The sequence below is a fragment of the Streptomyces lothianensis genome (genome assembly GCF_047779955.1).
Classification (GTDB): domain Bacteria; phylum Actinomycetota; class Actinomycetes; order Streptomycetales; family Streptomycetaceae; genus Streptomyces.
This window is the reverse complement of record NZ_JBLMKT010000021.1, coordinates 42,157-68,841: the sequence shown is the minus strand read 5'-3', so window position 1 is coordinate 68,841 and position 26,685 is coordinate 42,157. Positions and strand designations below refer to the sequence as shown.

The 26,685-nt window shown below is 68.6% G+C and carries 27 protein-coding genes, 1 tRNA gene and 1 pseudogene; 15 read left to right on the top strand and 14 right to left on the bottom strand.

The features are described from left to right. Positions 1-285: 285 nt before the first annotated feature. The gene (locus tag ACLF6P_RS04905) at positions 286-846 is read left to right on the top strand and encodes an HD domain-containing protein (RefSeq protein WP_415948338.1); all 561 of its coding nucleotides are present in this window, start codon (positions 286-288) and stop codon (positions 844-846) included. Here the strand turns inward: ACLF6P_RS04905 and ACLF6P_RS04900 are convergent. Continuing rightward, entirely contained in the window at positions 834-1,304 is a 471-nt protein-coding gene (locus ACLF6P_RS04900) for an NUDIX hydrolase (RefSeq protein WP_415948336.1), read from the bottom strand. The two genes, ACLF6P_RS04905 and ACLF6P_RS04900, sit on opposite strands and share 13 nt — an antisense overlap. A 248-nt stretch (positions 1,305-1,552) precedes the next feature. Here ACLF6P_RS04900 and ACLF6P_RS04895 point away from each other — a divergent pair. Further along, positions 1,553-2,368, top strand: a pseudogene (locus ACLF6P_RS04895) (site-specific integrase); the annotation flags it as partial. 408 nt (positions 2,369-2,776) lie between these two features. Here the strand turns inward: ACLF6P_RS04895 and ACLF6P_RS04890 are convergent. Next, complete coding sequence (locus tag ACLF6P_RS04890) at positions 2,777-3,940, bottom strand: ATP-binding protein (protein ID WP_415948335.1); 1,164 nt, start codon at positions 3,938-3,940, stop codon at positions 2,777-2,779. A gap of 311 nt (positions 3,941-4,251) precedes the next feature. Between ACLF6P_RS04890 and ACLF6P_RS04885 the strand changes: the two genes are divergently transcribed. Continuing rightward, complete coding sequence (locus ACLF6P_RS04885; RefSeq protein WP_415948334.1) at positions 4,252-4,980, top strand: DUF6193 family natural product biosynthesis protein; 729 nt, start codon at positions 4,252-4,254, stop codon at positions 4,978-4,980. 76 nt (positions 4,981-5,056) lie between these two features. On the opposite strand, the gene ACLF6P_RS04880 is transcribed toward ACLF6P_RS04885, so the two are convergent. From ACLF6P_RS04880 to ACLF6P_RS04865, 4 genes are all read right to left on the bottom strand, one after another. Further along, positions 5,057-5,335: a hypothetical protein gene (locus tag ACLF6P_RS04880; RefSeq protein ID WP_415948333.1), complete on the bottom strand. Its 279-nt coding sequence runs from the start codon at positions 5,333-5,335 to the stop codon at positions 5,057-5,059. Further along, complete coding sequence (locus ACLF6P_RS04875; protein ID WP_415948332.1) at positions 5,332-5,610, bottom strand: hypothetical protein; 279 nt, start codon at positions 5,608-5,610, stop codon at positions 5,332-5,334. Before ACLF6P_RS04875 ends, ACLF6P_RS04880 begins: the two co-directional genes overlap by 4 nt. 111 nt (positions 5,611-5,721) lie before the next feature. Next, complete coding sequence (locus tag ACLF6P_RS04870; RefSeq protein ID WP_415948331.1) at positions 5,722-6,033, bottom strand: hypothetical protein; 312 nt, start codon at positions 6,031-6,033, stop codon at positions 5,722-5,724. 105 nt (positions 6,034-6,138) lie between these two features. Further along, positions 6,139-6,624 (bottom strand): DUF4265 domain-containing protein, encoded by a 486-nt coding sequence (locus ACLF6P_RS04865; RefSeq protein ID WP_415948418.1) that lies wholly within the window; start codon positions 6,622-6,624, stop codon positions 6,139-6,141. Positions 6,625-6,825: 201 nt separating this feature from the next. On the opposite strand from ACLF6P_RS04865, the gene ACLF6P_RS04860 reads away from it, so the two are divergent. From ACLF6P_RS04860 to ACLF6P_RS04845, 4 genes are all read left to right on the top strand, one after another. Further along, a complete protein-coding gene (locus ACLF6P_RS04860; RefSeq protein ID WP_415948330.1) occupies positions 6,826-7,959 on the top strand; it encodes a barstar family protein in 1,134 nt (377 codons plus the stop codon). A 294-nt stretch (positions 7,960-8,253) separates the two neighbouring features. After that, positions 8,254-8,757 (top strand): DUF4238 domain-containing protein, encoded by a 504-nt coding sequence (locus ACLF6P_RS04855; RefSeq protein ID WP_415948417.1) that lies wholly within the window; start codon positions 8,254-8,256, stop codon positions 8,755-8,757. 289 nt (positions 8,758-9,046) lie between these two features. Next, complete coding sequence (locus ACLF6P_RS04850) at positions 9,047-9,700, top strand: hypothetical protein (protein WP_415948329.1); 654 nt, start codon at positions 9,047-9,049, stop codon at positions 9,698-9,700. Between the two features lie 34 nt (positions 9,701-9,734). Next, entirely contained in the window at positions 9,735-10,889 is a 1,155-nt protein-coding gene (locus tag ACLF6P_RS04845) for a helix-turn-helix domain-containing protein (protein WP_387596784.1), read from the top strand. 55 nt (positions 10,890-10,944) lie between these two features. On the opposite strand, the gene ACLF6P_RS04840 is transcribed toward ACLF6P_RS04845, so the two are convergent. The 4 genes from ACLF6P_RS04840 to ACLF6P_RS04825 all read right to left on the bottom strand — a co-directional run bounded on the left by ACLF6P_RS04840 (position 10,945) and on the right by ACLF6P_RS04825 (position 14,339). Beyond that, complete coding sequence (locus ACLF6P_RS04840; RefSeq protein WP_415948328.1) at positions 10,945-12,237, bottom strand: HNH endonuclease; 1,293 nt, start codon at positions 12,235-12,237, stop codon at positions 10,945-10,947. Positions 12,238-12,447: 210 nt separating this feature from the next. Further along, positions 12,448-12,521, bottom strand: a tRNA-Pro gene (locus ACLF6P_RS04835). A gap of 47 nt (positions 12,522-12,568) precedes the next feature. Beyond that, positions 12,569-13,369: a Pr6Pr family membrane protein gene (locus ACLF6P_RS04830; RefSeq protein ID WP_415948327.1), complete on the bottom strand. Its 801-nt coding sequence runs from the start codon at positions 13,367-13,369 to the stop codon at positions 12,569-12,571. A gap of 40 nt (positions 13,370-13,409) precedes the next feature. Next, the gene (locus tag ACLF6P_RS04825) at positions 13,410-14,339 is read right to left on the bottom strand and encodes a metallophosphoesterase (RefSeq protein WP_415948326.1); all 930 of its coding nucleotides are present in this window, start codon (positions 14,337-14,339) and stop codon (positions 13,410-13,412) included. Between the two features lie 190 nt (positions 14,340-14,529). Here ACLF6P_RS04825 and ACLF6P_RS04820 point away from each other — a divergent pair, with 190 nt between their 5' ends. Then, complete coding sequence (locus tag ACLF6P_RS04820; RefSeq protein ID WP_415948325.1) at positions 14,530-14,994, top strand: GatB/YqeY domain-containing protein; 465 nt, start codon at positions 14,530-14,532, stop codon at positions 14,992-14,994. Positions 14,995-15,146: 152 nt separating this feature from the next. On the opposite strand, the gene ACLF6P_RS04815 is transcribed toward ACLF6P_RS04820, so the two are convergent. Next, positions 15,147-17,414 (bottom strand): transglycosylase domain-containing protein, encoded by a 2,268-nt coding sequence (locus ACLF6P_RS04815; protein WP_415948324.1) that lies wholly within the window; start codon positions 17,412-17,414, stop codon positions 15,147-15,149. Positions 17,415-17,901: 487 nt separating this feature from the next. Between ACLF6P_RS04815 and ACLF6P_RS04810 the strand changes: the two genes are divergently transcribed. Next, a complete protein-coding gene (locus tag ACLF6P_RS04810) occupies positions 17,902-18,252 on the top strand; it encodes a WhiB family transcriptional regulator (protein WP_415948323.1) in 351 nt (116 codons plus the stop codon). A gap of 23 nt (positions 18,253-18,275) precedes the next feature. Here ACLF6P_RS04810 and ACLF6P_RS04805 read toward each other — a convergent pair whose 3' ends face one another. Together ACLF6P_RS04805 and ACLF6P_RS04800 are read right to left on the bottom strand one after the other, a co-directional pair. Then, a complete protein-coding gene (locus ACLF6P_RS04805) occupies positions 18,276-19,727 on the bottom strand; it encodes an ArsA family ATPase (RefSeq protein ID WP_415948321.1) in 1,452 nt (483 codons plus the stop codon). 121 nt (positions 19,728-19,848) lie between these two features. Beyond that, a complete protein-coding gene (locus ACLF6P_RS04800; protein ID WP_415948320.1) occupies positions 19,849-20,823 on the bottom strand; it encodes an ArsA family ATPase in 975 nt (324 codons plus the stop codon). A 150-nt stretch (positions 20,824-20,973) separates the two neighbouring features. Here ACLF6P_RS04800 and ACLF6P_RS04795 point away from each other — a divergent pair, with 150 nt between their 5' ends. The 4 genes from ACLF6P_RS04795 (at position 20,974) to ACLF6P_RS04780 (ending at position 23,736) form a co-directional block, all read left to right on the top strand. Continuing rightward, the gene (locus ACLF6P_RS04795; protein ID WP_415948319.1) at positions 20,974-21,138 is read left to right on the top strand and encodes a DUF4177 domain-containing protein; all 165 of its coding nucleotides are present in this window, start codon (positions 20,974-20,976) and stop codon (positions 21,136-21,138) included. After that, positions 21,135-21,605, top strand: a complete 471-nt coding sequence (locus tag ACLF6P_RS04790; protein WP_415948317.1) for a RidA family protein — start codon at positions 21,135-21,137, stop codon at positions 21,603-21,605. Before ACLF6P_RS04795 ends, ACLF6P_RS04790 begins: the two co-directional genes overlap by 4 nt. 308 nt (positions 21,606-21,913) lie before the next feature. Next, complete coding sequence (locus tag ACLF6P_RS04785) at positions 21,914-22,909, top strand: NUDIX hydrolase (protein WP_415948316.1); 996 nt, start codon at positions 21,914-21,916, stop codon at positions 22,907-22,909. Beyond that, a complete protein-coding gene (locus tag ACLF6P_RS04780) occupies positions 22,906-23,736 on the top strand; it encodes an MBL fold metallo-hydrolase (protein ID WP_415948314.1) in 831 nt (276 codons plus the stop codon). Before ACLF6P_RS04785 ends, ACLF6P_RS04780 begins: the two co-directional genes overlap by 4 nt. Before the next feature lie 150 nt (positions 23,737-23,886). Here the strand turns inward: ACLF6P_RS04780 and ACLF6P_RS04775 are convergent, their stop codons facing one another. Next, entirely contained in the window at positions 23,887-24,561 is a 675-nt protein-coding gene (locus tag ACLF6P_RS04775) for a Crp/Fnr family transcriptional regulator (protein ID WP_415948313.1), read from the bottom strand. A gap of 412 nt (positions 24,562-24,973) precedes the next feature. On the opposite strand from ACLF6P_RS04775, the gene nth reads away from it, so the two are divergent. Continuing rightward, positions 24,974-25,801, top strand: a complete 828-nt coding sequence (gene nth / locus ACLF6P_RS04770) for an endonuclease III (protein ID WP_415948312.1) — start codon at positions 24,974-24,976, stop codon at positions 25,799-25,801. Positions 25,802-25,916: 115 nt separating this feature from the next. Then, positions 25,917-26,594 carry an NUDIX hydrolase gene (locus ACLF6P_RS04765; RefSeq protein WP_415948415.1) on the top strand — a complete coding sequence of 226 codons (678 nt, stop codon included), beginning with the start codon at positions 25,917-25,919 and terminating at the stop codon, positions 26,592-26,594. Positions 26,595-26,685: the final 91 nt, after the last annotated feature.

Below are 26,685 nucleotides of genomic sequence, written 5' to 3'. Positions count from 1 at the left end.
GAGAACGACCTCTTAGAGGCTCGCCCCGCAGTGGCTGCGTAAAGCCGCGGAGCCGACCGCCCCACCCAGAGCGGGTGTCCCCACCTGATGCCCGCACACGCGAGCGCGCCGCCGGGCGCGGCCGGCCGGTGGCGAAGACAAGGAGGCCGTCCGCGCCGCAAAGGCGGCGCGCGCCCGCGCTGTGCGCGGGCCTTGATGAGGTAGAGAAAATTCCACCGCACCATGATCCGGAATGACCGGCGCCGGGCTGTCGGCCGACCGCTCGTCTCGGCTACGGTGCGATTCATGCCTCACGCACTGGACACACCGCAAGGTGCGGCCGCCCTGGCTGAATCTTTCTTGCCCCCGCTGGGGAATCGCTGGCTGCATACTCAGGCCGTGGCGGCACGGGCTCGCGAGGCATCGGCGGCCGTCCCGGAGAGCGAACGAGATCTCCTCGTGTCCGCGGCCTGGCTGCATGATCTCGGCTACGCGCCGGAACTACGTCAGACCGGCTTTCATCCCCTCGACGGCGCACGTCATCTGGAGACTCTGGGCGCCCCGGATCGTCTGGTCCGGCTCGTGGCGCATCGCTCAGGGGCCACGTACGAAGCGGAGCAGCGCGGCCTCTCCGAAGAGTTGGCTGCGTACGAGCGGGAGGACTCCCCGCTCCTGGACGCGCTGATCTACGCCGACATGACCACCGGCCCGGCCGGACAGTCCTTCGACTTCGAGCGCCGCCTGGATGAGATCCTCGACCGCTACGAGCCGGGCAGTGAGGTCCATAACGCGATCATGAAGGCTCGGCCGTATCTGGCCGCGGCCGTAGAGCGGACCCGGGAACGGCTCGGCCGTCAGCCGATGTAGGGCTGTTGCCGACCGCTGAGCCCGTGTTCGATCCGCTTGCGCATGGAGGGATGGATGTTCAGCTCGGACAGTCGGTCCGGTGCGATGAACCCAACTTCCTTGCTCTCGCTGCTCGTACGGAGCTCGCCGCCGACGATCCGGGCCGTGAAGCAGATCGAGAACTGTTGGCGCACTTCGCCGTCGTCGTAGGCCATGACGTGGCCGGGATTCGTGTAGAGGCCGACCAGCCCGGTCACCTCAACGTCGATACCGGTCTCTTCCTTCGTCTCGCGTACGGCCGCATCGGCGACCGACTCTCCTACCTCGACTCCACCCCCGGGCAGCGCCCACAGGTCGTTGTCGGTCTTGTGGATCATCAGCACTTCCCCGGCGTCGTTGAGCGCGACGGCGACCACGGAGGGGACGATGCTGTTCGCCTTCGGGGCGTTCGGATCATTCACGTAGTCGATGCGGGCCATGCCTCAAGCGTCGCACGAACAGCGTCAAGGGAGTTGTGCTGCCGGTCCGAGGGCTCTCCCGTCCAGAACCTCGATGCCTACGACGGTGGTCGCGGTCGGGTCGAGACTGAGCCAGATCGCAGGCTCGCCATCCTGGTCCAGTTCGTGCAGGTACGGAGTGGGTGAGCCCTGACGCGCGGTCAGAAGGCCGCGGCAGTTGGCGGCACAAGTGCACGGGCCGTGATATCGCAGTGAGGGGAACTGCTCGCGCAGGCCTGTCGAAAGTGCTCAGCACGCGTTCGCTGGAAGCCATCCGCTCCTGCTTGAACCGCGCGGTAAAGCGGGCCATGGCGCGGGACAAGGTGAAGCGGAACGTCGTAGAGCTGTGCTCGGTCCCCACGGGGCGCCCAGGCCGTGAGTCCAAGTCCCTCACGCTCAGGCAGGCAGAGGCAGTGCTCGTGGCTGCTGAGGACTCGCCGCTCTACGCGTACATCGTCGTCTCGCTGCTCACCGGCGGACGTACGGAGGAGATGCGCCCGCTCCGCTGGGATCACGTGGACCTCGACGGCGACCCGACTGCCGACCCCGCGGTTCCTCCGCACATCGCGGTCTGGCGCTCGGTTCGCGCGACCGGGGACACGAAGACCAGGAAGTCCCGCCGCACGCTCGCCCTGCCCGGCCGCGCCATCGATGCTCTGAAGATCCAGTGGGAACGCCAGGGCTGGCAGCGCGTAGCGGCCGGTGACCAGTGGCAGGAGAACGGCCTCGTCTTCACCTCGGCCGTGGGCACCGAGCTGGATGCCGCCAACGTCCGACGGGAGTTCCGCAAGGTCCTCGCGCAGGCCGCGAAGGTGCCTGGCATCGAGCTCAAGCCGCATGAATGGACGACTCGGGAGACCCGTACGTCCTTCGTCTCGATCCTGTCCGACCGCGGCATCCCGCTCGAAGAGATCTCCCGTCTGGTCGGCCACTCCAGTACGGCCGTCACGGAGGAGGTCTACCGGAAGCAGATCCGCCCGGTGATCCAGACGGGAGCCGTTGCCATGGACGGGACCTTCGGCAAGCCGCCGCCTCCGAGGCGATAGTCACGCAGTTAGTCACGCACAACGCCAGAGGGCCGGTACCTGACTCGGTACCGGCCCTCTGACCTGCTACTCAGCTGTCGGGGTGGCGGGATTTGAACCCACGACCTCTTCGTCCCGAATGAGGTTCGATCAAGATCGCCACCTGGGGATCTTGGTAAACGTGCAGGTCAATGACTTGGTGTGGGTTGGTGGGGCGAGGTTTTACGGGGGCTCACGAGGAAGGTCATCTCCCAGGATTCTCCCAACGCCTGGTGCTTGGCGCGGCGCTCGGCTCGCGGGTGCGGTGGGAGTTGCGTTGCGCGAGCAAGTTCGCCCGTGCTTGGCGCTGATGTCCCATGGCGCCGAGCCTCGAGCACGTACGGCACTTGCTTGGCCGCGGGCTGCGCTCCGCGTGGACCGCGCTGTCGCTCAGTTCCTATCGGCGTCCGCGATGATCCGGCTGACGACGGCCGCGGCTTGCTCCGGGTGTTCCTCCAGCCATCTGCCGAGGTGCTCCCGGAGGGCCTCGTTGCAGCAGGTGCGTACTGCGGTGTTGCCGAGTACATCGCGGGTGGCGCCCTCGAACGAGGGATGGTCCAGCTTCACTGACACGACAGCCGTCAGTCCCTCGCAGACCCGGTCGGCGCTGAGATCGAGGTCCGTTGCCGTTAGTAGTTGCCGCTCCCGTGCGTAGGCGTTTACCGCGCCCGCAACTCCGTCGCGGAAGCCCACCATGTGTGTTCCGCCGCCGGGGGTGGGCTGGCTGTTGGCAAAGCTGCGGATCCGCTCCTCGTGAGAGGTGCACCACCGCAGGGCCGCCTCCGCGGTCCCTGCCATCCGTAGGTCCTCCCACTGGAAGGCAATGACGTCCGGGTGCGCGGGCGTCCTTGCTGAGGCGTCAAGGAAGGCAACGAAGTCTTGTGTCTCGCCCAGGAACCGTACCGACTGGGGCTCGCCCGGAGGGCGTGCGTCGGTCAGCGAGATGCCCAGGCCCCGGTTCAGGAAGGCCAGTTCCCTGAAGCGTTCCGCCAGCACTGCGAACGAGCACTCCACGGTCTCGAAGATGTCAGAGTCGGGCCAGAAGGTGATGGTCGTCCCACTACCGGACGCCGGCCCTACGGCGGTGGGCGGGGCGGCGGTGACGCCGCGCACGTACTCCTGAACCCAGCGGGCACCATCGCGCCGCACCTCGGCAGTCAAGCGGCTCGACAGAGCGTTGGTGATGCTGGGCCCGATGCCGACCAGACCCACGGTCGCGGTGTTGCGGTCGGCGGGCTCCGCCCCGGTGTACATGCGGGTCAGTAGAGCTTCGAGGTCACTGGCGCCATCCGCCTCCTCGGTGACCTCGACGGGAACACCCGGCCCGTCGTCGGCGACCCTCACGCCGCCATCGGGCGTGAGGGTGACGTCGACGGAACTGGCGCGGCCGGCCAGGACCTCGTTCACGGCCCGGCCCACGACCTCGAACACGGCCTGGTGCAGGCCGCGTTCACCGGTCGAGCCGACATACATCCCGGGCCGCCTCCGAATGGCCTCCCACCCCTCCAGCACCGTGATGCGCGTGGCGTCGTACGGGTTGGCGTTCTCACTCACGAAGTCCCCCTTCGACCGTATCCAGCAGTGTTGCCCAGCCTAGGGAAATATCCGTAAAACACCAGTTCAGAGACGGTGCAGTGAGGGCATCGGTGGGCGGGTAGTCGTCTGCCCGGATGCAACTGGTCCAGGGGTCGAGGTGGCCTCGGAGATCGCGGTCAGACCCCGACCGCGGCCGCGTACGGCCCTTTTCCCAGCAGCCCCAAGGCCCCTGATTCCAGGACGACATACGGAGAGGTGTCACGCCGCCGTCTCTTGCCCTGTGCCTGATCGCCATTCTCTTGGTGGTGTTGCGACGGCAGACTGTGGAGGTGGACTCTGACCTCTACCCTGACTTGGCTGCTGCGGGCAGCCTGGCCGCAGCGCTGCAACAGCTTGCGGCCGAACTTGGTGTCGACCTCACGGTGGTTCCCATCGATGGAGGCTCCCCTGTCACGGCAGGCATTGCTACGCCGGTCGCAGGGCGCAAACCGCTGTCCGTCTACATCGGGGCAACCAGCCGCTGGTTCAGCGTCTCGGGTTGGGGTCAGGGGATTGAGCTCATCACCGGAGCCACGCCGGACCTGGCGGATGTCGTCAGAGCTGGTGCGGCGTGGGCACAGGACACGGGTCTGGTGGAGCTGCGAGCCAGGCTGCCGTTTCTGCACTCCAGTGCACGCGCCGAGGCTCACGAACGCGGGCCGGCGGCAGTGGTGGAGCTGCAGTGGCGAACGATGCGGGAGCAGGCGACCGAGGCCTCGGATTTCCCCGGGTTCGGCGCACTTGTGGATGCGGCCCATGCCGAACCGATGCTGCGGCAGTTATACGTGTTCTCCAGCCACTGGACGCTCGGCTTCAGCTCCTGTACCGGATTTCCGTTCCGCGACGTGGTGGGCATCGCCCCAGGGCACAAGGGCAGTGCGTACCTCGTGATGAAGCGTCCTCACGGCGAGATCCTCGGCGAGACGGCCACGGCTGAAGAGGCGGTCGCCCTGGCGGTTTCCCACCTCCCCACCGGTCTCGGCCCGGCTGTGGAGGGAACCGCCGACCGAAATGCGTGACGCACGCGATCGCCGCCGCACTCTGCTGGAACGAAGAGCTGCGACTCAGCCGACCTGAACGCCGTGAGCTGACAGGTCAGGCTTCGGGTGCTGTGAGGTGTCGCCGGGCTGCAGCCCATACGTCTTCGAACGCCTCGAAGGTCAGCGGCTCCTCGACGTGCCCCTCCCAGTCGGAGACGAGCAACTCGGCAGTGAACCCGTACCGGGCATCGTCATCCTCGGCGGACGCGGCCGCGATGGGTCGCTGCGCAGGTCCTTCGAGTTCGACCTGCCGGCTCACCCATCCGTCGTCGCCGACCTCGAAGTAGAACCAGGTGTCTTCTTCGTCCCAGTAGCTGCGGAACCATCGCGTCATCGGCTCATCCTGGCCCACCGCTCGGGTCCGCCGTATGCGGTGAAGGCAGCGCGCACCCCGTCGGAGGTGTCCTCCGGCAAGCCGCGATCTTCGGCCAGCGGCTGGAACCCGAAGGCGTTGCGCACCCCGAAGAGGCAGGCGAGTGCGTCGTAGGTGTTGCCGGTGTTGAGGAGGAACAGGTCGATGGCGGCCGTCCAGACCGCGTCCTCGTCGTCCTCGCCCCAGACCTGGGCCCATGGCCTGCACTCGATCATTCCGCTCACGTCGGTGGACATGATCGGATTCTGGCGGGCAGAGGTGGGGCCTGTCGCCCGGGTTGCATGACGGCCTCTCCCCGCAGGCGAGATCGGTCGGGCCGGGGGAACGTGGACCACGCTGCGGACCGATCAATGGGCCGGGGATCGCACCCATTGCGCGAGTCCTGACAGTGCATTGAGAAGCTCCTCCTCTGTCTGGAGGAGGCGGTACTCAGGGCAGACCTGACCGCTCTCGACGTCTGCGTGGTCGAGTTCCGCTTCGCCGGTGTCCCAGACGGTGATCGTGGCGAGTCGGGCATTGGTACTCAGGGTTACCCATGCGCTCGCCTTGGGGCGGCCGTCGGCCGGAGAGGTGCCGAGCTCACAGCCGATCGCCGCTTCTTGGAGGCCGGCTGCCTGGCCGATGCACCAGGCGGCAAGTACACGAGGGAAGTCGGTCATGGTCACTCCGTAGGAAGGGTCAGCACCAGGGCGGTGGTCAGCGCGAAGGGCTCGAGGCGGCTCGGGGGACGAATGTCTTCTCCGGCTGAGGACGTCCCGCAAAGATCAGGCATTCCGCCACTCCTCGGTGCCACAGCCAACTTCGTAGTGCCACCACCCTTCCTCTTGCCCTTGATGCAGGAGCGCCTTGATCCCGGCGAAGTCCGCGTCGGCCGGTGCGGTGAAGGCCACCATGGGGAAGTCCTCGCTGAAGACCTCGCCTCCGAGCCCGAACGCCCCCAGGCGCTGATGCACCGCCTGGGGGCTGCGGCCTAAGGGGCCGGCAGGGACAGGCACGACGCGAATCGTGCAGTTGCCGGCGGTGCTGACCCGCCCAACGGCCCAGTGGAGGCCGTCGCCATCGGTCTGATACCGAACCACGTCACCCTCAGCGACCCCATCCTGAAGGAAGAGAATGTTCTGCACGATGGCCGTGTCATCGCCGACCTTCGTTGCCCACAGGCCCTCTGTGTCCTGCGGGAACCACCCCTCGCGAGGAACGAACCGGAACCAGATCTTGATCTTCTCGACCGTGCTCTCCATGACGGGCATCATGCGTCGCCCGGGAACAGCACTTCCCACCGGGGCAGAGCTGGTCGATCGACGTTCGTCTGTCATCGGCCAAGCTTTACGGGACAAAACCAGTTGAAGTCGCCCTCAACCGGCGCCGTATCGTGGGCGAGAAGGGTCGTATGGGTGTTCGGGGGTTGGGTGCGGATCGAAGATCATGTCGCTTGGGAACGGGGCTTCCCGGTGAAGTACCTGCTGGTCCACCAGGACGACGAGGACCAGGAAGAGTTCTGGGGGCGGTGCGCGGGTGTCGAGGGCATGTTCGTGGACAAGGCGCCGCCACCGCGCGAGGTCCTGACACTGCGAGGATGCGCCCCCGAGGGACTGCTGCGCGATGCACTGATGCCGAACGGGGAGTCGACCGCCTTGTTGGGCGGCGTATGCATCGAGGTCTGGGACGAAGAGCAGCCGTTGCAGTGGTGGTCATTGATCGACTGCGCCGTCATCGCTCATCAGTCGAACCGGGACGATCCGGCCTTGGTAGACATTGTGGTCGGGGCGTGCGTAGAGGAAGAGCGCGCCTGGACGCACACCCTGCCGACGCTCCCGCGATTCAAGCTGTTCGCAGGGTCCACGTGGACGCCTGGTTCGGTCGGCCATTGCCTGGCGGTGGACGGGCTGTTTGTGACGCGAGGTGCCCCGGCGCCCGTGCCGATGAGACTCGTTGGCTGCGAGCCCGCGGAACCCCTACTTGCTGTCCTGCGCCGGCCGCGTAAGTGGGACCGGGACTGGGTCGGGCTGTGGGCTTTGGACCGCACCGGCCGGGTGATGTACCGCCACAACGTCTATCTGCGCATCGAGACCGCCCGGCCGTCCGTACTGGGCGGCAGCCTGCTCGACGTCGAGCTCACCAACGGCGGCGAGGGCAGGCCGCCGCTACTGGCCCGCCCGATCTGGGAGACCTGGTACCGGGGCGCCCCGGACATCTGTAATCAATGGGCTCCGCTCTCCGCCGAGGGCAGGTTCGAGTGGCTCGACCTGACCGCCACCGGTATGAACGAACAGGGCCCGGACCGCTTGGGTGGTGTCCACTATCTCGACGGTGCGTACATCACTGACGTGCCTGGCCTGCACTGCGCCATGGCTGAGGCGCTGGCGGGTCCCGGCGGCTATTACGGACGGGAGTGGAACGCCTTCAAGGACTGCCTGCACGGCGGCTTCGGCGTGACGGCACCCTTTACTTTGATCTGGCACGACGCAGATGTCGCTCGCCAGGCGCTGGCGGACGACATCTGGGACGCCGAGAAGGGACTCAGCTACTTCGAGGAGATCGTGCGACTCCTCGAATCCTTCGGCGTTACGGTCGAGCTCCAGTGACAAGGGCGCGACGCCCTGCGCCTGCTCGCACCCCCACCTGCGGATCTTACAAACGCGCAGTAAGGGGCTGACCGACCGCAGCCACGTTGGGCGGCTGCGATCACGGCGGCCCGGTCACCTCCGTGGGGTCCTCCGGGAGATGGCCGTGCAGGCGATACCCCATCTCGTCGGGGTGCCGAGTGACGCGGGCCAGTCTCCAGGCCGCCTCGTACGACATACGTTCGCGGTTCCGGGCACGAAGCCGTACCGCCAGCAAGCTGGTGACCGGATCGAGGAGCCAGCGTAGGAGCATCAATTTCACTTGAGATCCGCAGGCGTCTCGAAGAGACCTCCACGGAGCCTGTCTCGGACGAGCAGGTCGATGCACTGTGGGACGAGCTGACGGACTTCGACGCCTACTACGCCGAGATGTCGGTCAACGACCACATGGCGTCGATGGGCCAGTCCATGATGACGGCCTACGAGGTGTTCATGGCACGCTCATGGGGCCTGATCAAGTTCGAGCGTCGCACGCTACTTATCCCAGATCACCCGGTGACGCTGGTGCGTGCGGACGATCGGCGGGCAGCCATCATCATGGCATCGCCGGGACATGATGACTTCTTCGTGCGAACCCACACCAAGCTGGCCAAGGAGCTGAATCAGCGCCTCGCGGACAATGCGCGCAGGGAACTGTTCCACCACCCTCATGACAACCCTCTGGACGGAGTTGACCTACCTCCGATGAGGGACCGCGAGATGATGATCAGCCAGTCGCCAAAGGGCTTCCTAATGCCTCATGACGGTCGCGTCACCTGAACTGTCAGACCTCGGGAGACGGCCGGTTTGGTGGGGCGGGTTGAGATGGGCTCGCGGGGGTTTCGGGGAGCGGGATGACTCCCGAGGGGCCGGGTCAGACAGGCGCCAGGTTGTTGCGTGCACGGGCAACCTGCTGGGTGACTCGTTCACGGCCGGGGCCGGCCGAGGACTTGCTTGTTCGCACGGCGACGGCCTGCGGTCGGAAGGTTGACCAGCCTTGTTTCTTGATTTCCTCCCTCATATGAGGGAGGATTTCCGGAAGTCGAGCTGGTGAGTCGAGAGGCTGGGCATGTCTGTCGTGCACGTGGAAAACCCTCGGGTTCGTGATCGGCTCGCTGAGCTGGGGCTGTCCGCCGAGGAGATCGAGAACGCTCTGCGCCGAGCTGAAGCGGAGCGCAGCTTCTGCACACCACTGGACCCGGTCTCGCTGCCCGGCAACATTTTCTGGGGCCGCACGGTCCGCTTCCTGCGGGAGACCTACGTCCCGAAGGGATGGGCCAGCGCGAGCCCCAGCAATGTTCCGCTCGTCGTTGCACCGTCCGGTGACTTCGCGATCACAGCCTCCAGCGGCAGTGCGGAGACCGGGTACGCAGCTCTGACGCCCTCCACGCGTTACGCGAAGGGAAACGCGGTGATGAAGAGGGTGGAGACCAACCGGCAACTGCTGCTCTTCGGCGAGCGCGATCCGGAGGCCGAGCGACAGGACGTCGGTGACGGGATCCCCACCTGGTTCTTGCTCTATCACCACGTAAGGACCGACCACGGGACACGGCTTCACGCCGAGCTCTCGTTTCCGAACGAGCCGGGCAGCCGTGGCAAGATCAGCAGCTGGTACGAGCGGATCATCCTTCCCTGGATCGACTTCGAAGGCTTTACTCCGTTCGTCGACGATGTCGACGACGGCCAGGGTGGTATCGACATCCCGATCGAGCGCCTGTCCTGACCATCCAGCACGACCACAACACTTGGTTCCTCCCATGACCACCGCATCTCGGTTGATCCTGGCGCGCAAGCGTCGGGGGCTGACCGTTACCCGCCTTGCCCAAATGGCCGGTCTGACCCCACGCAGGCTGTCCGATTTCGAGAACGGACGGGCAACCCCCAGTCCGCAGTCCTTGGCATCCATCGCAGCGTCCTTGGAGTTCCCGCACTCCTTCTTCAGCGCCGAGGAGGTCGCCGAGCTGACGGTGGACTCGGTGAGCTTCCGCGCCTTGAGCAAGATGACTGCCTCTCAGCGGGACATCGCCCTCAGTTCGGGGCGGCTGGCGCGGGTGCTGCAAGACTGGATCGGTGGACACTTTCGTCTGCCCGCCGCCGATATCCCCTCGCTCACGTCCTTCAGCCGCCTCGGACCCGGCGAGGAGCAGATTCCTCATCCAGGCGAAGCGGCGGGCGCAAACGTTGCTGCAGAGGAAGCCGCCATGCTGGTGCGGGCCCGCTGGGGCCTCGGTAACGCGCCGATCCTCAACTCCGTGCACCTCCTGGAGGCGCACGGAGTGCGCGTCTTCTCGCTTTCCCGCGACTGTCCCGAGGTTGATGCGTTCTCCTTCTGGGACCGTGGGATTCCGTTCGTGCTGCTAAGCACTGAGAAGACCGCCGAACGGGGGCGTTTCGACGCGGCCCACGAACTGGGGCACCTCGTCCTCCACGGCGAAGAGCAAATGCCACACGGTCCGCAGGCTGAGGCCGAGGCTCACCGGTTCGCAGCTGCGCTTCTCATGCCGCGAGCAGATGTGCTCGCGCATGCCCCGCACGGTGCGAGCACCACCTGGATCCTCCAGGCCAAGCACCGCTGGAAGGTCGCCGCCATGGCCCTCGCTCACCGGCTGCACGAACTGGGTCTGACCACCGAGTGGCAGTACCGAACTCACTGCGTGGAACTCAGCCGCCTCGGCTATCGCAAGTCAGAGCCCCGCAGCGGCGTAGTCCGTGAAACATCGCAGGTCTTGGGCAAGGTGTTCACGGCCCTGCGGAGCGAAGGAACGCGACTTACGGATATTGCCCGTGAGCTGCACCTCCAGCCTGCCGACCTTAATGATCTCGTTTTCGGGCTGGTCGTCACTTCGCAGGAGGGTGACGGCCGAGGTCACGCTGGCAAGGCCAACCGATCGCATCTGTCCGTCGTGCGATGAACTGCTGAGGGCGGGACGCAGTGCGGCGACAGCGTCACGCCGAGCGAAGCCCCCTCTAAGAGCGTTGGGTTTCGCCAGGCCCCCAGGTGTCTCCCTTGCGGATGTTGCAGATCCAATGGGCTGCCTGCAGATTCTCGGCCGTGTGCGCCCCACCCTCAGCAACAGGCTTGACGTGGTCAAGGGTGGAGGACCACAGGTCGGGCCACTCGACGGCAGGGTTCATCGGGCGCTGACACAACTGACAGACCCATTGGTCGCGTTCGTAGATGTCGAACGGGTCCACTTGATCAGCACCTGCGTTGAGAGTGCCATAGCCGCGCATGCGGGCCTGGTAGCTGTTGCGCGCCCGAGTGGAGCGCCGCTGCTTTTCGGAGCGTGCGATGTGTGCCGGGGTCCAGAGAGTGGGCGTCGGCTCGGCGACGCAGACCCAGGCTTCCCAGTCGTAGGTCTTCCCGTCCTCGTCCACGTCGCGGAAGATTTCGTTCTGCCAGTGCCACCACTGCCCGTCGTCCCCCTCGAACGACGTCTGCTGGACCATGGGGTGCTCCTGGCCGGGCACCTTGGTCCACCAGAGGACCCGGTCCGTGTACGCGAGGAGTGCGCCGGTCTGCTGGTGGATCGCGACCATGGGTTCGGCGTCGGGTTCGGAGTTGGCGCGCACCAGGGCGACGAGATCGACGGCACCCAGGGAGGTGGCGGTGGCGTACGTCGTGATGGAGCAGTGCCGCTCGATGACATCGCCCTCGATGGGGCTCAACCCGTAGAACTCATAGGGGAAGTCGTCGCCGGCCGTCCTGGTACCGAAGACCTGCGGTTTCCGTGCCGCCCCGAACCGAGCGCGCTGGTCGGCATCGGCGGAGGACCGGTCACCCCGATCCGGGATGGCGGCCAGGTCGATTTCACCCTTCTCGATCCGCGCCTTCGTGCGCCGTTTGAGAGTGGTATTGCACCGACCCGAGCAGACGTGCCGATCACGGTGCTCCCAGTGCGCGCTCTTTGGCACGGCCTCGCCGCAGATCCGGCAAGGTTCGCCGCCCGTGGCGCGTTCCGCAGCCGCCAGGATCGGGTTCCAGTAAGGATCACCAGGAACCTTGCGGGTCCTGGCGAGGTCGGGCACCGGAGGTGTCCCCGGCGTGAGCGTCTGCTTCGGGCGTCGCACCTTCGGCGCGTCCTTTGGGCGTTCGACCCGCTGCCTCTTGGCGGCCGAGGTGCGACAAGGATCGGAGCAGTACTTCTGGCTGCGCGGGCGCCAATACTCCATCACCGTGCCGCAGACTGCGCACGGGCGCCCCGCTTGCTCGGAGGCGCTGTTGTCGGCGTCGTTGGCGCTGCCGAAGCCGTAGTCCACAGGCTGTCCTCGGGTCGAGTAGGCGACTGGAGTTCGCGAACGTGCAGGTACGAGCGGACGCGTAGGAGGCGTGCCTCCCGCGCCGGGCGATCGTCCGCTGGGAGAAGCAGACCAAGATCTTCTCCCAGATTTCTCCCAAACGATCTCCAGGAACGAGTCAGGGGCCCGACCCGCGATGCGGATCAGGCCCCTGACCTGGTGTTTCAGCTGTCGGGGTGGCGGGATTTGAACCCACGACCTCTTCGTCCCGAACGAAGCGCGCTGCCAAGCTGCGCTACACCCCGATGTCGTGCTCCGTGCTCTGCACTGCTGCAGGTCGCGGCGACATCGATTACTTTAGCGGACCCGCGCCCGTAGACGAAATCCGGTTTCGGTGGGGGTGTGGGGCGGGGCGGATGCGGTCCAGGGTGAGGAAGGTCAGGGCAAGGGCGTAGAAGCTGAGGCCGAGGATGACGGCGTTGCGCAGGGCGGCCGGGTAGCCGTGCTGGTCGACGTCCACGAAGGGGTACGGGTAGCGGGCCTCGGAGCCCGGGGGCATGAGCGCGCCGCGGAGCAGGCAGAAGGCCAGGTAGGCCAGCGGGTAGAGGAGCCAGAGGGCGGCGTGGCGGGGGCGGAGGCCGCCCGGGCGGGTCAGGAGGAGCCAGTCGGCGACGGCGGCCAGTGGGGTGGCCGTGTGGAGGAGCTGGTTGGCTGCCTCGCGCCAGCCGGTCAGGCCGGCGGCGGTCTCGTCCGTCATGGAGAAGCCGGAGGAGGCGTTCGCCAGGATCGCGTGGTAGACGAGTCCGGTGATGGAGATGTAGAGGACCGTGCCGGTGGTCGCCCAGGCGGGGAGTGGGGGGTCGCCCTTCCAGGCGCGCCGGGCGGCGAGGGCGAAGACGACGGCGACGAGGATGTTGGTCTGGATCGTGAAGTAGCTGAGGACGCGCAGGGTGCTGTCGCTCAGGAGGAGATTGATGGCGATGCCCGTGAGGGCGGCCAGGGAGATCAGGGCGCGGAAGGCTGCGGCGAGGGGGCGCCGCGCGGATGGCCCGGGGTGGGGTCCGGGCTGTGGCGCGGGCTGGGGTGCCCGCCGTCCGGGTGCGGGTTCGTCCGGCCGGGGCGGGGTGGGAGCCGAGTGCGGCTCCGTCGTCATGGGGTCACCGTAGACAGTGCCGCGCGCGTCCGCAGCGTGCTCAGCGCTCCCGTTCCACCAGCGTCAGCAGCGTCGCCTCCGGTGGACAGGCGAAGCGGACCGGGGTGTAGCGGTTGGCGCCGCAGCCTGCTGATACGTGGAGGTACGAGGTGTGCTCGCCCGCGGTGTGCGTGGAGAGGCCCTTGACGCGGTCCGTGTCCAGGTCGCAGTTGGTGACGAGCGCTCCGTAGAAGGGGATGCAGAGCTGGCCGCCGTGGGTGTGTCCGGCGAGGATCAGCGGATAGCCGTCCGCCGTGAACGCATCGAGCGAGCGGAGGTACGGGGCGTGGACGAGGCCGATGGAGAAGTCGGCCCCCGTGTCCCGGCCGCCCGCCACGCGTGCGTAGCGGTCGCGGAGGATGTGCGGGTCGTCGAGGCCGGTGAAGGCGATCTCGTAGCCGTCGATCTTGAGGGTGCCGCGGGAGTTGCTCAGGCCGAGCCAGCCCGCCGCGTCGAAGCCGTCGCGCAGCTCCTCCCAGGGGTTGTGCGGGACGCCGACGGCGGGGCCCTGGCCGTTGAGGCCGTGCTTGCCCTGGACCTTTTCGATGAGGTAGCGGCCGGGGTTGCGGAACTTCGGGCCGTAGTAGTCGTTCGAGCCGAAGACGTACGCGCCGGGGAAGTCCATCAACGGGCCGAGCGCGTCGAGGACTTCGGGGACGGCCTCCGTGTCGGAGAGGTTGTCGCCGCTGTTGATGACGAAGTCGGGGCGCAGGCCCGCGAGCGACTGCAGCCAGCGGCGCTTCTTGTGCTGGCCGCTGACCATGTGGATGTCGGAGACCTGCAGGACGCGCAGCGGCCGCATGCCGGCGGGCAGGACGGGCACGGTCACTCGCCGCAGCCGGAAAGAGCGCACCTCGATTCCGGCCGCGTAGACGAGACCCGCGGCGGCTGCCGCGGTGATGCCCAGGGGTACTCCGTATCGCGCGCGCATGGTGCCCATCGTCGCAGACGGATGCGGAGGGTCACAGTCCGGTTGTTTGCGCCGCGTTGCCCTCCGGATTCCCTCCGGCTCGCCCCCTGCCCCCGTTCCCGCCTCGCCTCCGTCTGGCCCCGCGACCCCCGCTTCGTGCGGGAGGGAAATGCGCGGGCGGCGCACCCGCCGCACCTGCGACACTGATGCCATGACCACGCTCAAGACCAAGCTGCAGGACGACCTCAACGCCGCCATCAAGGCGCGCGACGAGCTGCGCTCCGCCACCCTCCGGATGACGCTCGCCGCGATCACCAAGGAAGAGGTCGCGGGCAAGGAGAAGCGCGAGCTCTCCGACGACGAGGTGCAGAAGGTGATCACCCGCGAGGCGAAGAAGCGCCGCGAGGCCGCGGAGGCCTTCGCGCAGGGCGGGCGCGCCGAGTCGGCCGAGCGCGAGAAGGCGGAGGGCGAGGTGCTAGCCGCGTATCTGCCGAAGCAGCTGAGCGATGACGAGCTCGGGCAGATCGTCGCCCAGGCTGTCGAGGAGGCGAAGGCTGCGGGTGCCGAGGGGCCGCGGGCCATGGGGCAGGTCATGAAGATCGTCAACCCGAAGGTGGCCGGCCAGGCCGAGGGCGGCCGTGTGGCCGCCGCGGTCAAGCAGGCGTTGGCCGGCTAGCAGGCGCTGGTCGGCTAGCCGGCGTCGGCCGGCCTGGCCACGCCGTACAGCCGACCCGTACGGTCCGGCCGGGCCGACCCGTACAGCGAGGGCGCCCCCTGGAAACCGAGGTTCCAGGGGGCGCCCTCATCTACGTACCGGGGGCGCGCGGGTCAGCGCGGGTCGGGCCAGCCGCCGTTGCCACCGCCTCCGCCGAGGACGTCCGGCGGGAGCGTGAAGTCGGGGTAGGGGTTGTCTCCGCCGTCACCGCCGCCGTCACCGCCGCCGTCCGTGCCGCCGTTGTGCCCGCCGCCGGGACGGCCGGGCTTGTCGTCGTCCCAGTCTCCGTCCTCGTCCTTGTCCTTGTCCTTCTTGGGAGGGTCCGGGATGTGGATCAGGTTGAAGCGCGCGGCTTCCTTCTCGGCCAGGGCGCCGTTCATGGCGTCGCGCCAGATGGGACCGGGAACCTGGCCACCGAACACCTTCTGGCGGTAGACGCCGCCGATCCAGATGTTCTCCATCTTGACGCTCTGCGTCGGGGAGCCGACCCAGACCGCTCCGGACAGGTTCGGCGTGTAGCCGACGAACCAGGCGTTGCGGCGTCCGTCCGTCGTACCGGTCTTGCCCGCGTTGTGGCGGCCGGTCAGGCCCGCCGACTGTCCCGTACCGGAGTCGATCACGTCGCTCAGGAGTGTGTTGATCGCATCGGCCGTCTCCACCGACATCGCCTGCTCGCAGGTCGACTTGGGCACCTCCAGCGCCTTGCCTTCGGCGTCGGTGATCGACTCGATGGCGATGGGCGAGCAGTAGGTGCCGCGGTTGGCGAAGGTCGCGTACGCGCTCGCCATGGTCAGCGGGGAGACGGAGTCGGTGCCGAGGGTCAGCGGTGACGGCTGCTCGGAGATCGGCTCTCCGCTGCCCTGGGTGACATGCAGCTTCTTGGTCATGTCTACGACGGGACACATGCCGATCTCGGCGAGCATCTCGATGAAGTAGGTGTTGACCGAGAGCTTCATCGCCTCCTTCAGCGAGTACGGACCCACCTCGGAGCTGTTCTCGTTCGGGATCTTCTCGTCGTTGATATTCTTGTAGGTGGTCTCGCAGCCCTGGATCGGGCTCGGATACGGCATCTCGTACGGTGCCGCGTAGGTCTGGTTCAGCGGAAGGCCCTGCTCGATGGCGGCGGCCGCCACGAACGGCTTGAAGGTCGAACCGGACGGGAAGCCCTGGCTGTCGCCCATCCGCTTGTCGACCGAGTAGTTGATGACCGTCTCGTTCTTCTTGGCGTTGCCGCCGTACGGACGTGACTGTCCCATCGCGAGGATCCTGCCGGTGCCCGGCTCCACGAGTGTGATGGCCGAGGCCACGTCGTCCTTCTGGTAGACGTGGTTCTTCAGCGAGGCCTGCACCGACTTCTGGGCCTTCGGATCGAGTGTCGTCCTGATCCGCATGCCGCCGCGCTTCCACTTCTCGACCCGCTCCTCGCGGGTGTCGCCGAAGGCCGGGCTGTCGAGGAAGACCTGTTCGACGTAGTCGCAGAAGAAGGCCGCGCCCATCGTCGAGGTGATGCAGCCGTTCTTCGGCTGGGAGACCTTGAGGCCGAGCTCGCTCGCCTGGGCCTCGTCCGCCTCCTCCTGCGAGATGTCGCCGGTGGCGACCATCCGCTGCAGTACGACGTTGCGGCGCTTCTTGGCCTCCTGCTCGTCGTTGATGGGGTCGTAGCGGCTCGGCGACTGCACGATGCCCGCGAGCATCGCGGCCTGCGGCAGGTTCAGGTCCTTGGCGGACTTGGAGAAGTAGCGGTGCGAGGCGGCCTCGATGCCGTAGGCCTGCTGTCCGAAGAACGTGATGTTGAGGTAGTTCTCCAGGATCTTCTTCTTGCCGAGTTCCTTCTCGAGCTGGATCGCGAACTTCAGCTCGCGGATCTTGCGGCCGATGGTCTGCTCGGTGGCCTCGCGGAACTTCTCCGCGTCGTTCATCGCCTGTTCGACGAAGACGTTCTTCACGTACTGCTGGGTGAGGGTCGAGGCGCCCTGCGAGACGCCGCCCGAGCGGGCGTTCTCGTTCACCGCGCGCAGGATGCCCTTGAGGTCGACCGCGCCGTGTTCGTAGAAGCGAGAGTCCTCGATCGCGACGATCGCCTTCTGCATGTACGGCGAGATGTCCTTGAGCGGCACCAGGGTGCGGTCGCGGGCGAAGACCGTGGCGATCGGCTTGTCGTTCGCGTCGGTGATCGTGGTGCGCTGCATCAGCGGCGGCTGTTTGAGATTGGCCGGGATCTCGTCGAACTCCTCGACCGAGCCCTTGGCGGCCAGGCCGAGGACCCCCGCCGCCGGCATGGCGATTCCCGCCATGACCGCGCCCGCGAGCACGCTGACTCCGAGGAACTTCGCGACCTGCTGCGTCGGCGACAGTCCACCGCCGGAGAGCTTCTTACCCATGAGGGGCAGCCTAATCCGTACACCTATGCGTGCCGAGGGAGCGCACCCCCGTGGGAACGTCGATACGCACCCGTGTCGCCTGTGAGGTGTGTCACGGCAGGGTGCGGGGGGCCAAGCTTCCCATTCGCCGGACAGGCGCGCAGGCGTTGGCCTAAGCTGCTCACAACTGTCACGACGAGGCGGTTCCACTTCAAGGTTCCGTCACCCCCGAAAGCAGCCGGAGAGCTGTCCGTTTCCGCCCCATGCGTCATTCGGCGCCCGTTGTGACTCAGCTGAACTGCCCCGTTCTGTCGGGTTGCTCACGCATGTCCGCAGCTCACTCCGTCGGGTGATCTGCCGCTTACGCATAGTCCGTTCGGGCCATTCAGGATTGGGCCCGAAGGGGGTGTTGCGCTGTGCCCACCTTCCGTAACGTCCTCAACTGGCGGCGGTGAATATGCCGCTGCCGCCGTGGGGGAGCCTCGATTCGGGAGAGGACGGCGCCGGTATGGGCTGGGTAGTTGACTGGAGTGCGCAGGCAGCCTGCCGCACTACTGATCCGGATGAACTGTTCGTACAAGGTGCGGCACAGAACAGGGCCAAGGCGGTGTGCACCGGATGTCCGGTGCGCACGGAGTGCCTTGCGGACGCCCTGGACAACCGCGTCGAGTTCGGCGTGTGGGGCGGAATGACCGAGCGGGAGCGGCGCGCGCTGTTGCGCCGACGGCCCACGGTCACGTCCTGGCGCCGACTGCTCGAGACGGCCCGCAGCGAATACGAGCGTGGCACGGGCCTGTTGCCCGTGGGTGTGGACGCGGAGGACAGCGAGGCGTACGAGAGCTTCGCGGCGGTGGGTTAGCGGGCGTCCGGCACGGGCCCCGCTCAGGCGGAAGCTCCGTCCCGCTCAGGCGAAGCTCCGTCCGGCCGGTCATCGGACGCGAGCCGCCGGCCGATGTCCCGCAGCCCCGCGAGGTCGTGGACATCGCCCGGCAGCGCGGTCACCTCGGCCACCGGGACCTCCGGGTGCAGCGCGGTGAAGCGGTCGCGCATGCGCTGCTCGCGCGCGAGCAGCCGCATCCGTTCGGCGTGCAACCGCAGGAGTCCCGCGGTGAGTTGGGCGGGCAGGCTGGTGTCTCCGGGGTCCGGGGAGGATGCCGGGGGGCCGGGAGAGGTACGAACCGTTTCCTTCCCGCCCTCCTGATCCACAATGCGGTCCGCTTCATGATTTTCTATGGGCCGTTCGTCATCCGGGCGCTCCGCCGGCTCCTGATCCTGTACGCCACCATCCTGATCCTGTACGCCACCGTCCGGCGCCGTGAGCGTCTCCGGGGCCGAGAGTGTTTCCGGCGCCGTGAGCGTCTCCGCCGCGGCGAGTGCCCGCTCGGCCGAGAGCCGTGCGGCGCCGCTGCCGTGCACCCGGTTGAGTACGAGCCCGGCGAGCGGCATCCGGTCCGCGGCGAGCCGCTCCACGAAGTACGCGGCCTCGCGCAGCGCGTCCCGCTCGGGCGCGGCCACCACCAGGAAGGCCGTCCCCGGCGCCTGCAGCAGCTTGTAGGTGGCATCCGCCCGCGTACGGAACCCGCCGAACATCGTGTCCATGGCGGCCACGAAGGTCTGTACGTCCTTGAGGAACGCGCCGCCGAGCAGCTTGCCGAGTGTGCCCGTCATCATCGACATGCCGACGTTCAGGAACTTCATCCCGGCCCGCCCGCCGACCTTCGCGGGCGCCATCAGCACCCGGATGAACTTGCCGTCCAGGAAGGAGCCGAGCCGGCTCGGGGCGTCCAGGAAGTCGAGCGCCGAACGCGAAGGCGGCGTGTCGACGACGATCAGATCCCACTCGTCACGCGCCCGCAGCTGCCCCAGCTTCTCCATCGCCATGTACTCCTGCGTGCCGGCGAAACCGGCAGAGAGCGACTGGTAGAAGGGGTTCTCCAGAATCGCGCGGGCCCGCTCGGCATCGGCGTGCGCCTCGACGATCTCGTCGAAGGTGCGCTTCATGTCCAGCATCATGGCGTGCAGTTCGCCCGCCCGTCGCCCGCCACCGCCCTGATCCGGATCGCCGGGCGATGCCCCTCCTCGATCGCCTTCGACGCCCTTGACCCGCCGCGGCGTGTTGTCGAGCGAGTCGATGCCCATCGACTGGGCCAGGCGCCGCGCCGGGTCGATGGTCAGGACGACCACCTTGCGGCCGCGCTCCGCCGCGCGCAGCCCGAGCGCCGCCGCGGTCGTGGTCTTGCCCACGCCGCCCGCGCCGCAGCACACGATGATCCGGGTCCCCGGATCGTCGAGCAGCGGATCCACGGCGAGCGCGGGGGGAACATCCAGCGTCATACGGCTCCGTCCAGAGTCATGCTGCTCCGTCCCGGCGTCATGCCGCTCTGCTGCGGCGTCATGCCGCTCCGTTCCGGCGTCATGCCGCTCCGTTCCGGCGTCATGCCGCTCCGTTCCGGCATCATGCGCCTCCGACTCCCTGCTCGCGGAGCGCGGCGGCGAGGCGGTACAGACCGGCCAGGTCGACGCCCTCGCTCAGGAACTCCAGCTCCTGTACGGGAAGCGCGGCGCCGGCGAGTTCGGCGCGCTGCTCCTCCTCGAGCGCGATCCGCTCCGCGTACTCGGCGGCCTGTTCGAGCAGCGGATCGACCAGCTGCTCGGCGAGCCCGCCCTTGCGCGCCCCGCCGAGCCCGGCCCGCGAGAGCTCGCGCGCGATCTGCGTACGCCGTACGTCCCCGGGCACCGGGCCGTCGAGCAGTACCGGCCGCACCATGTTCACCAGGATCCGGCCCACCGGAAGCCCGGCCGCGCGCAGCTCGGCGATCCCGTCGAGGGTCTCCTGGACGGGCATCTCCTCCAGGAGCGTCACCAGGTGCACCGAGGTCTCGGCGGACTTGAGGACCCGCATGACCGCCTGCGCCTGATTGTGTATCGGCCCGATCTTCGCGAGCCCGGCCACCTCGTCGTTCACGTTGAGGAAGCGGGTGATCCGGCCGGTGGGCGGCGCGTCCATCACCACGTAGTCGTACGTGAACCGTCCCCGCTTGTCCTTGCGTCGCACCGCCTCGCAGGCCTTGCCGGTCAGCAGGACATCCCGTACGCCCGGCGCGATCGTCGTCGCGAAGTCGACGGCGCCGAGCTTGCGCAGCGCGCGGCCCGCGCCGCCGAGCCGGTAGAACATCTGCAGATAGTCGAGCAGCGCGAGCTCGGCGTCGATCGCGAGGGCATGGACCTCGCCGCCGCCCGGAGCGACCGCGATCTTGCGCTCCTCGTAGGGCAGCGCCTCGGTCTCGAAGAGCTGGGCGATGCCCTGGCGGCCCTCGACCTCGACGAGAAGGGTGCGCTTGCCCTCGGTGGCGAGGGCGAGTGCGAGGGCGGCGGCGACCGTGGTCTTACCGGTCCCGCCCTTGCCGCTGACGACCTGAAGCCTGCTCACGCCTTCGAGCGTAACCAGTCGGCGGCGGTTGATTCCTCGGGGCCCGTGCCGGAAGCGGCCTCCGCTGATTCCTCTGGGCCGTGTCGGAAGTGGCGTCCGCCCCAGGACGCCGCTTCCGACACAGGCCCCGGGGTCCATTACGCTCGGCCCATGACCACCAAGTTCGAATACGCGACGGTGCCGCTTCTCGTGCACGCGACCAAGCAGATCCTTGACACCTGGGGCGAGGACGGCTGGGAGCTCGTCCAGGTCGTGCCCGGGCCCAACAACCCCGAGCAGCTCGTGGCGTACATGAAGCGGGAGAAGCAGGCATGAGCGGGGCCGTCGAGGCCCGGATCGCCGAGCTCGGCCTGAAGCTGCCCGGCGTCGTGGCGCCGCTCGCGGCCTACCAGCCGGCCGTGCGTACCGGCGCGTACGTGTACACCGCGGGCCAGCTCCCGATGGTGGAGGGCGAGCTGCCCACGACCGGCAAGGTCGGCGCCGAGGTGACGCCCGAGGAGGCCAAGGACCTGGCCCGCACCTGCGCGCTGAACGCGCTCGCCGCGGTTAAGTCGGCCGCCGGGGACCTCGACCGTGTGGCGCGGATCGTCAAGGTCACCGGTTTCGTCGCCTCCGCGACGGACTTCACGGGCCAGCCCGCGGTGCTCAACGGCGCCAGCGAGTTCCTCGGCGAGGTCTTCGGCGAGAAGGGCGTTCACGCGCGCAGCGCGGTGGGGGTGGCGGTGCTGCCGCTCGACGCGCCCGTCGAGGTCGAGGTCGTGGTGGAGCTCGAGGAAGGCTGAGGGCCTCCTGCCTGGTGCTGAGGGCCTCCTGCCTGGCACTGAGGGCTTCCTGTCTGGCGTTGTCAGTGGGTTGCCCGGCGTTGTCAGTGGGCGGCGGTAGCCTGGACAAGGGCTTCGGCCCCCAGGGAGGGCGGGGACTGTCCAGCGAAACACTGCACCCCCACCGCATCCCCCACCCCCGCACTCCGACACTCACCTTCAGGTCCCGGCCATCAGTGGCCGGGACCTCGCCGTATCCGGTGAGCTGTCCGCCGTACCGGATTCGGTCGCCTCTCGAACATCCCGGCGGGAGCAGATAGCCTCCGCGCATGTCCAATGGCCAGTGGTACCCGCCCGAATGGCCCGAGCGGATCCGGGCGCTCGCGAACGGTGAGCTGACGCCCGCGGTCCCGCGCCGGGCCGCGACCGTGCTGCTGCTGCGCGACGGCGCGCAGGGCACGGATGTGTACATGCTGCGCCGCCGTACCTCGATGGCGTTCGCCGGTGGCGCGTACGCCTACCCCGGCGGTTCCGTCGACCCGCGCGACGACGACCGGCACGTCGACTGGGCGGGCCCCTCGCTCGCCGTCTGGGCGAAGCGCCTCGGGGTCGGCGAGAGCGAGGCGCAGGCGATCGTCTGCGCGGCCGTGCGTGAGACGTACGAGGAGGCGGGCGTGCTGCTCGCCGGGCCGACCGCGGACTCCGTCGTCGGCGACACGACGGGCGACGACTGGGAGGCGGACCGGGTCGCCCTGGTGGAGCGGGAGCTGTCCTTCGCGGAGTTCCTGGCCCGTCGCGGGCTCGTCCTGCGCTCCGATCTGCTCGGCGTGTGGGCGCGCTGGATCACCCCGGAGTTCGAGAAGCGGCGCTACGACACGTGGTTCTTCGTGGCCGCGCTGCCGGCGGGGCAGCGTACGCGCAACGCCTCCACGGAGGCGGACCGTACGGTGTGGATCCGGCCCTCACAGGCCGCGGGCGGCTACGACCGCGGCGAGCTGACGATGATGCCGCCCACGATCACCACGCTGCGCCAGCTGGAGCCGTACGCGAGCGCGGCCGGGGCGCTCGCCTCCTCGGCGGAACGTGACCTGACCCCGGTGCTTGCCCAGGCGCGCCTGGAGAACGGCGAGTTGGTCCTCTCCTGGCCGGGACACGACGAATTCACCAAGCACATCACGCTGGAGACACCTGAGCCGGACGAGACACCCGCGCCGGACTCGGCGTCCCGGAACGGCTCGACACCCGAGCCGGAGCCCGAACAGCCGCACCCGCCGCACCCGCCGCACCCGCAGCACCGGACCCACCAGAACGGCCCCACCGCATGACCAACGCATCCGCCCTGCCCGGCCAGCCCCGCGGCGGGGTGCTCTCCGGCCCGGCGACCGCCCGCGCCGTGAACGTCCTCGCGCCGAACGCGAACGCGATGACGCTGGACGGCACGAACACCTGGATCCTCGCCGAGCCGGACTCCCCGCTCGCGGTCGTGGTGGACCCGGGGCCGCTGGACGAGGCGCATCTGCGGCAGGTCGTCGACACGGCCGAGCAGGCGGGCAAGCGCATCGCGCTGACGCTGCTCACCCACGGGCACCCGGACCACGCGGAGGGCGCGGCCCGCTTCGCCGAACTGACCGGCACGCAGGTACGGGCCCTGGACCCGGCGCTGCGTCTTGGCGACGAGGGCCTGGCGGCCGGGCAGGTCGTCGACGTGGGCGGCCTGGAGCTCAGGGTGGTCCCCACCCCAGGCCACACGGCCGACTCCCTCTGCTTCCACCTCCCCGCCGACCAGGCGGTCCTGACCGGCGACACGATCCTCGGCCGCGGCACCACGGTCGTAGCCCACCCCGACGGGCGGCTCGGCGACTATCTGGACTCCCTGCGCCGCCTGCGCTCCCTCACGGTCGATGACGGCGTGCACACGGTCCTCCCGGGCCATGGCCCGGTCCTGGAGGACGCCCAGGGCGCGGTCGAGTTCTACCTCGCCCACCGCGCCCACCGTCTGGCCCAGGTCGAGACCGCGGTGGAATCCGGCCAGGCGACGCCCTCGGAGGTCGTCGCCTCGGTCTACGCGGACGTGGACCGCTCCCTGTGGCCCGCCGCGGAACTCTCGGTCCGGGCCCAGCTCGAGTATTTGCGCGAGCACGGCCTGATCTGAGCTTCGGCATCTGGGCTTCGGCTGGCCGACCAACGCCAAACGGGGCCCGCCCAGCAAGGGCCGACCCCGTCCACGTAGAACCAGGGAACCTCAGGGAGGACCAGGAAACCTCAAGGAGGACCAGGAAACCTCAGGGAGGACCAGGAAACCTCAGCGCGAGCGCTTCGCCAGCCGCTCCACGTCGAGCAGAATCACCGCGCGCGCCTCGAGCCGCAGCCACCCACGCCCGGCGAAATCGGCCAGCGCCTTGTTGACCGTCTCACGCGAGGCACCGACCAGCTGGGCCAGCTCCTCCTGCGTGAGGTCGTGCACGACGTGGATGCCTTCCTCGGACTGGACGCCGAAACGGCGCGACAGGTCGAGGAGCGCACGGGCCACACGCCCGGGCACATCGGAGAAGACCAGGTCGGACATCTGGTCGTTGGTCTTGCGCAGCCGCCGCGCCACCGCGCGCAGCAGCGCGGAGGCCACCTCGGGCCGCACGTTCAGCCAGGGCTGCAGGTCGCCGTGGCCGAGCCCGAGCAGCTTGACCTCGGTCAGCGCGGAGGCGGTCGCCGTACGGGGGCCCGGGTCGAACAGCGAGAGCTCACCGATGAGCTCCCCGGGGCCGAGGACGGCGAGCATGTTCTCGCGGCCGTCGGGGGAGGTGCGGTGCAGCTTCACCTTGCCCTCGGTGACCACGTACAGGCGGTCACCCGGGTCGCCCTCGTGGAACAGGGCGTCCCCGCGTGCGAGCGTCACCTCACTCATGGAGGCGCGCAGCTCCGCCGCCTGCTCGTCATCCAGCGCCGCGAAGAGCGGGGCGCGCCGCAGAACGTCGTCCACGAGTTCTCTCCTATGTCGACCGGCTCGATGAGCTGTGATGCCCATGAGCTGTGGTGCCCATCCTGGGTGCCCATCTTGCCGGACGTAGCAAACAGTGTGATCAGTCACAACAAGTTTGCCGTACTGAAGGGGTGTCCAGTGCGACCGGGGGTCCAATCGGGCGTGGACGGGTGGGATTCGGCCATCGCCCGCGCGGAGCGGATGACCCGGGCCGGAGGTCCAACAGGCCGGTGAGAGCGGTGGGCACGAGTGTACGGACCGGAGCCGCTCCCGCCGATTCAGCTGTGGGCGAACGTAGCGCGAACGGGAGGCTCGGGCATCCACGAAAGCCGCAAATGGGGCAAATGGCGGATCTCGGGTCAACGCCCTCAACCACCCGCCCGCTGTCACCCCCTCCCCGTACTCTCGTGGCATGGCGAACAGTGACAAGGAGCCGGGTGCCGCGGGCCCTCCGGTGATCAGGAAGGCCAAGCCGCCGCAGACCCGGACCGGCCTGGTCCGCCAGGCGCGGCGGATCAACCGGGCGCTCGCCGAGGTCTACCCGTACGCCCACCCCGAACTCGACTTCACCAACCCCTACGAGCTCCTGGTCGCCACCGTCCTGTCCGCGCAGACCACGGACCTGAGGGTCAACCAGACGACGCCCGCGCTCTTCGCCAAGTACCCGACCCCCGAGGACCTGGCCGCGGCCGACCCGGAGGAGGTCGAGGAGCTGATCCGCCCCACCGGCTTCTTCCGCGCGAAGACCAAGTCGATCATGGGCCTGGCCCGCGCCCTGCGCGACGAGCACGGCGGCGAGGTCCCCGGCCGCCTCGAAGACCTCGTCAAGCTGCCGGGAGTCGGCCGCAAGACGGCCAATGTGGTGCTCGGCAATGCCTTCGGCGTCCCCGGCATCACCGTCGACACCCACTTCGGCCGGCTCGTGCGCCGCTGGAAGTGGACCGACGAGGAGGACCCGGAGAAGATCGAGGCGCTGATCTGCGAGATCTTCCCGAAGAAGGACTGGACGATGCTCTCGCACCGGATCATCTTCCACGGCCGCCGCATCTGCCACGCCCGCAAGCCCGCCTGCGGCGCCTGCCCGATCGCGTCGCTCTGCCCCTCGTACGGGGCGGGGGAGACCGATCCGGTCAAGGCGGAGAAGCTCCTCAAGTACGAGAAGGGCGGCCTGCCGGGCCAGCGCCTCAAGCCCCCGCCGGACTACCCGGGCACGCCCGCGCCGCCGCTGGGGGCCGCGTGACCAGGGGGTGCCGGACACCCCCTGGGGAACGATCGGGTGCGGGTGGTGCGTTGAGGCCTTCGTACGGGGGTGAGGCATGACGCACGCAAGCAGCGGGGCGCATACGGGCAGCGGGATGTACGGCGCCGATGTGTCCGTCACCGGCGCAGGGCTGCCCGGGTGGCTTGAGCCGGTGGCCGAGGCGGTCCGGACGATCGAGCCGAAGCAGCTCAGCCGGTTCCTGCCGCCCGAGAGCGGCGCGGGCCGGCAGTCGGCGGTCCTGATCCTGTTCGGCGAGGGCGAGCGGGGGCCCGAGCTGCTGCTCATGGAGCGGGCCGGTTCGCTGCGCTCGCACGCCGGACAGCCCTCGTTCCCGGGCGGCGCGCTCGACCCGGAGGACGGCGATCCGGCGGGCGAGGGCCCGCTCAGGGCCGCGCTCAGGGAGGCCGAGGAGGAGACCGGGCTCGACCCCGCGGGCGTCCAGATCTTCGGGGTGCTGCCGAAGCTGTACATCCCGGTGAGCGGTTTCGTCGTCACGCCCGTCCTCGCCTGGTGGCGCGAGCCGACCCCGGTCGGTGTGGTGGATCCGGCGGAGACGGCGCGGGTGTTCACGGTGCCGGTGGCACATCTCACGGACGCCGAACACCGCGTGACGGCGGTGCACCCGCGTGGCCACGAAGGGCCCGCGTTCCTCGTCGGCGAGGCCCTGGTCTGGGGTTTCACGGCCGGCCTGATCGACCGGATCCTGCACTACGCGGGTTGGGAGAGACCGTGGGACCGCGACCGGCGGGTCCCTCTCGACTGGCGCGCATGACAGGCTTGGCACCCGAAGTTCCACGGCTGATCCGGATCCGACAGGGACCCGGCCGGGATTCCGGCCGCAGGGATCAGCCCTCCCGACCACC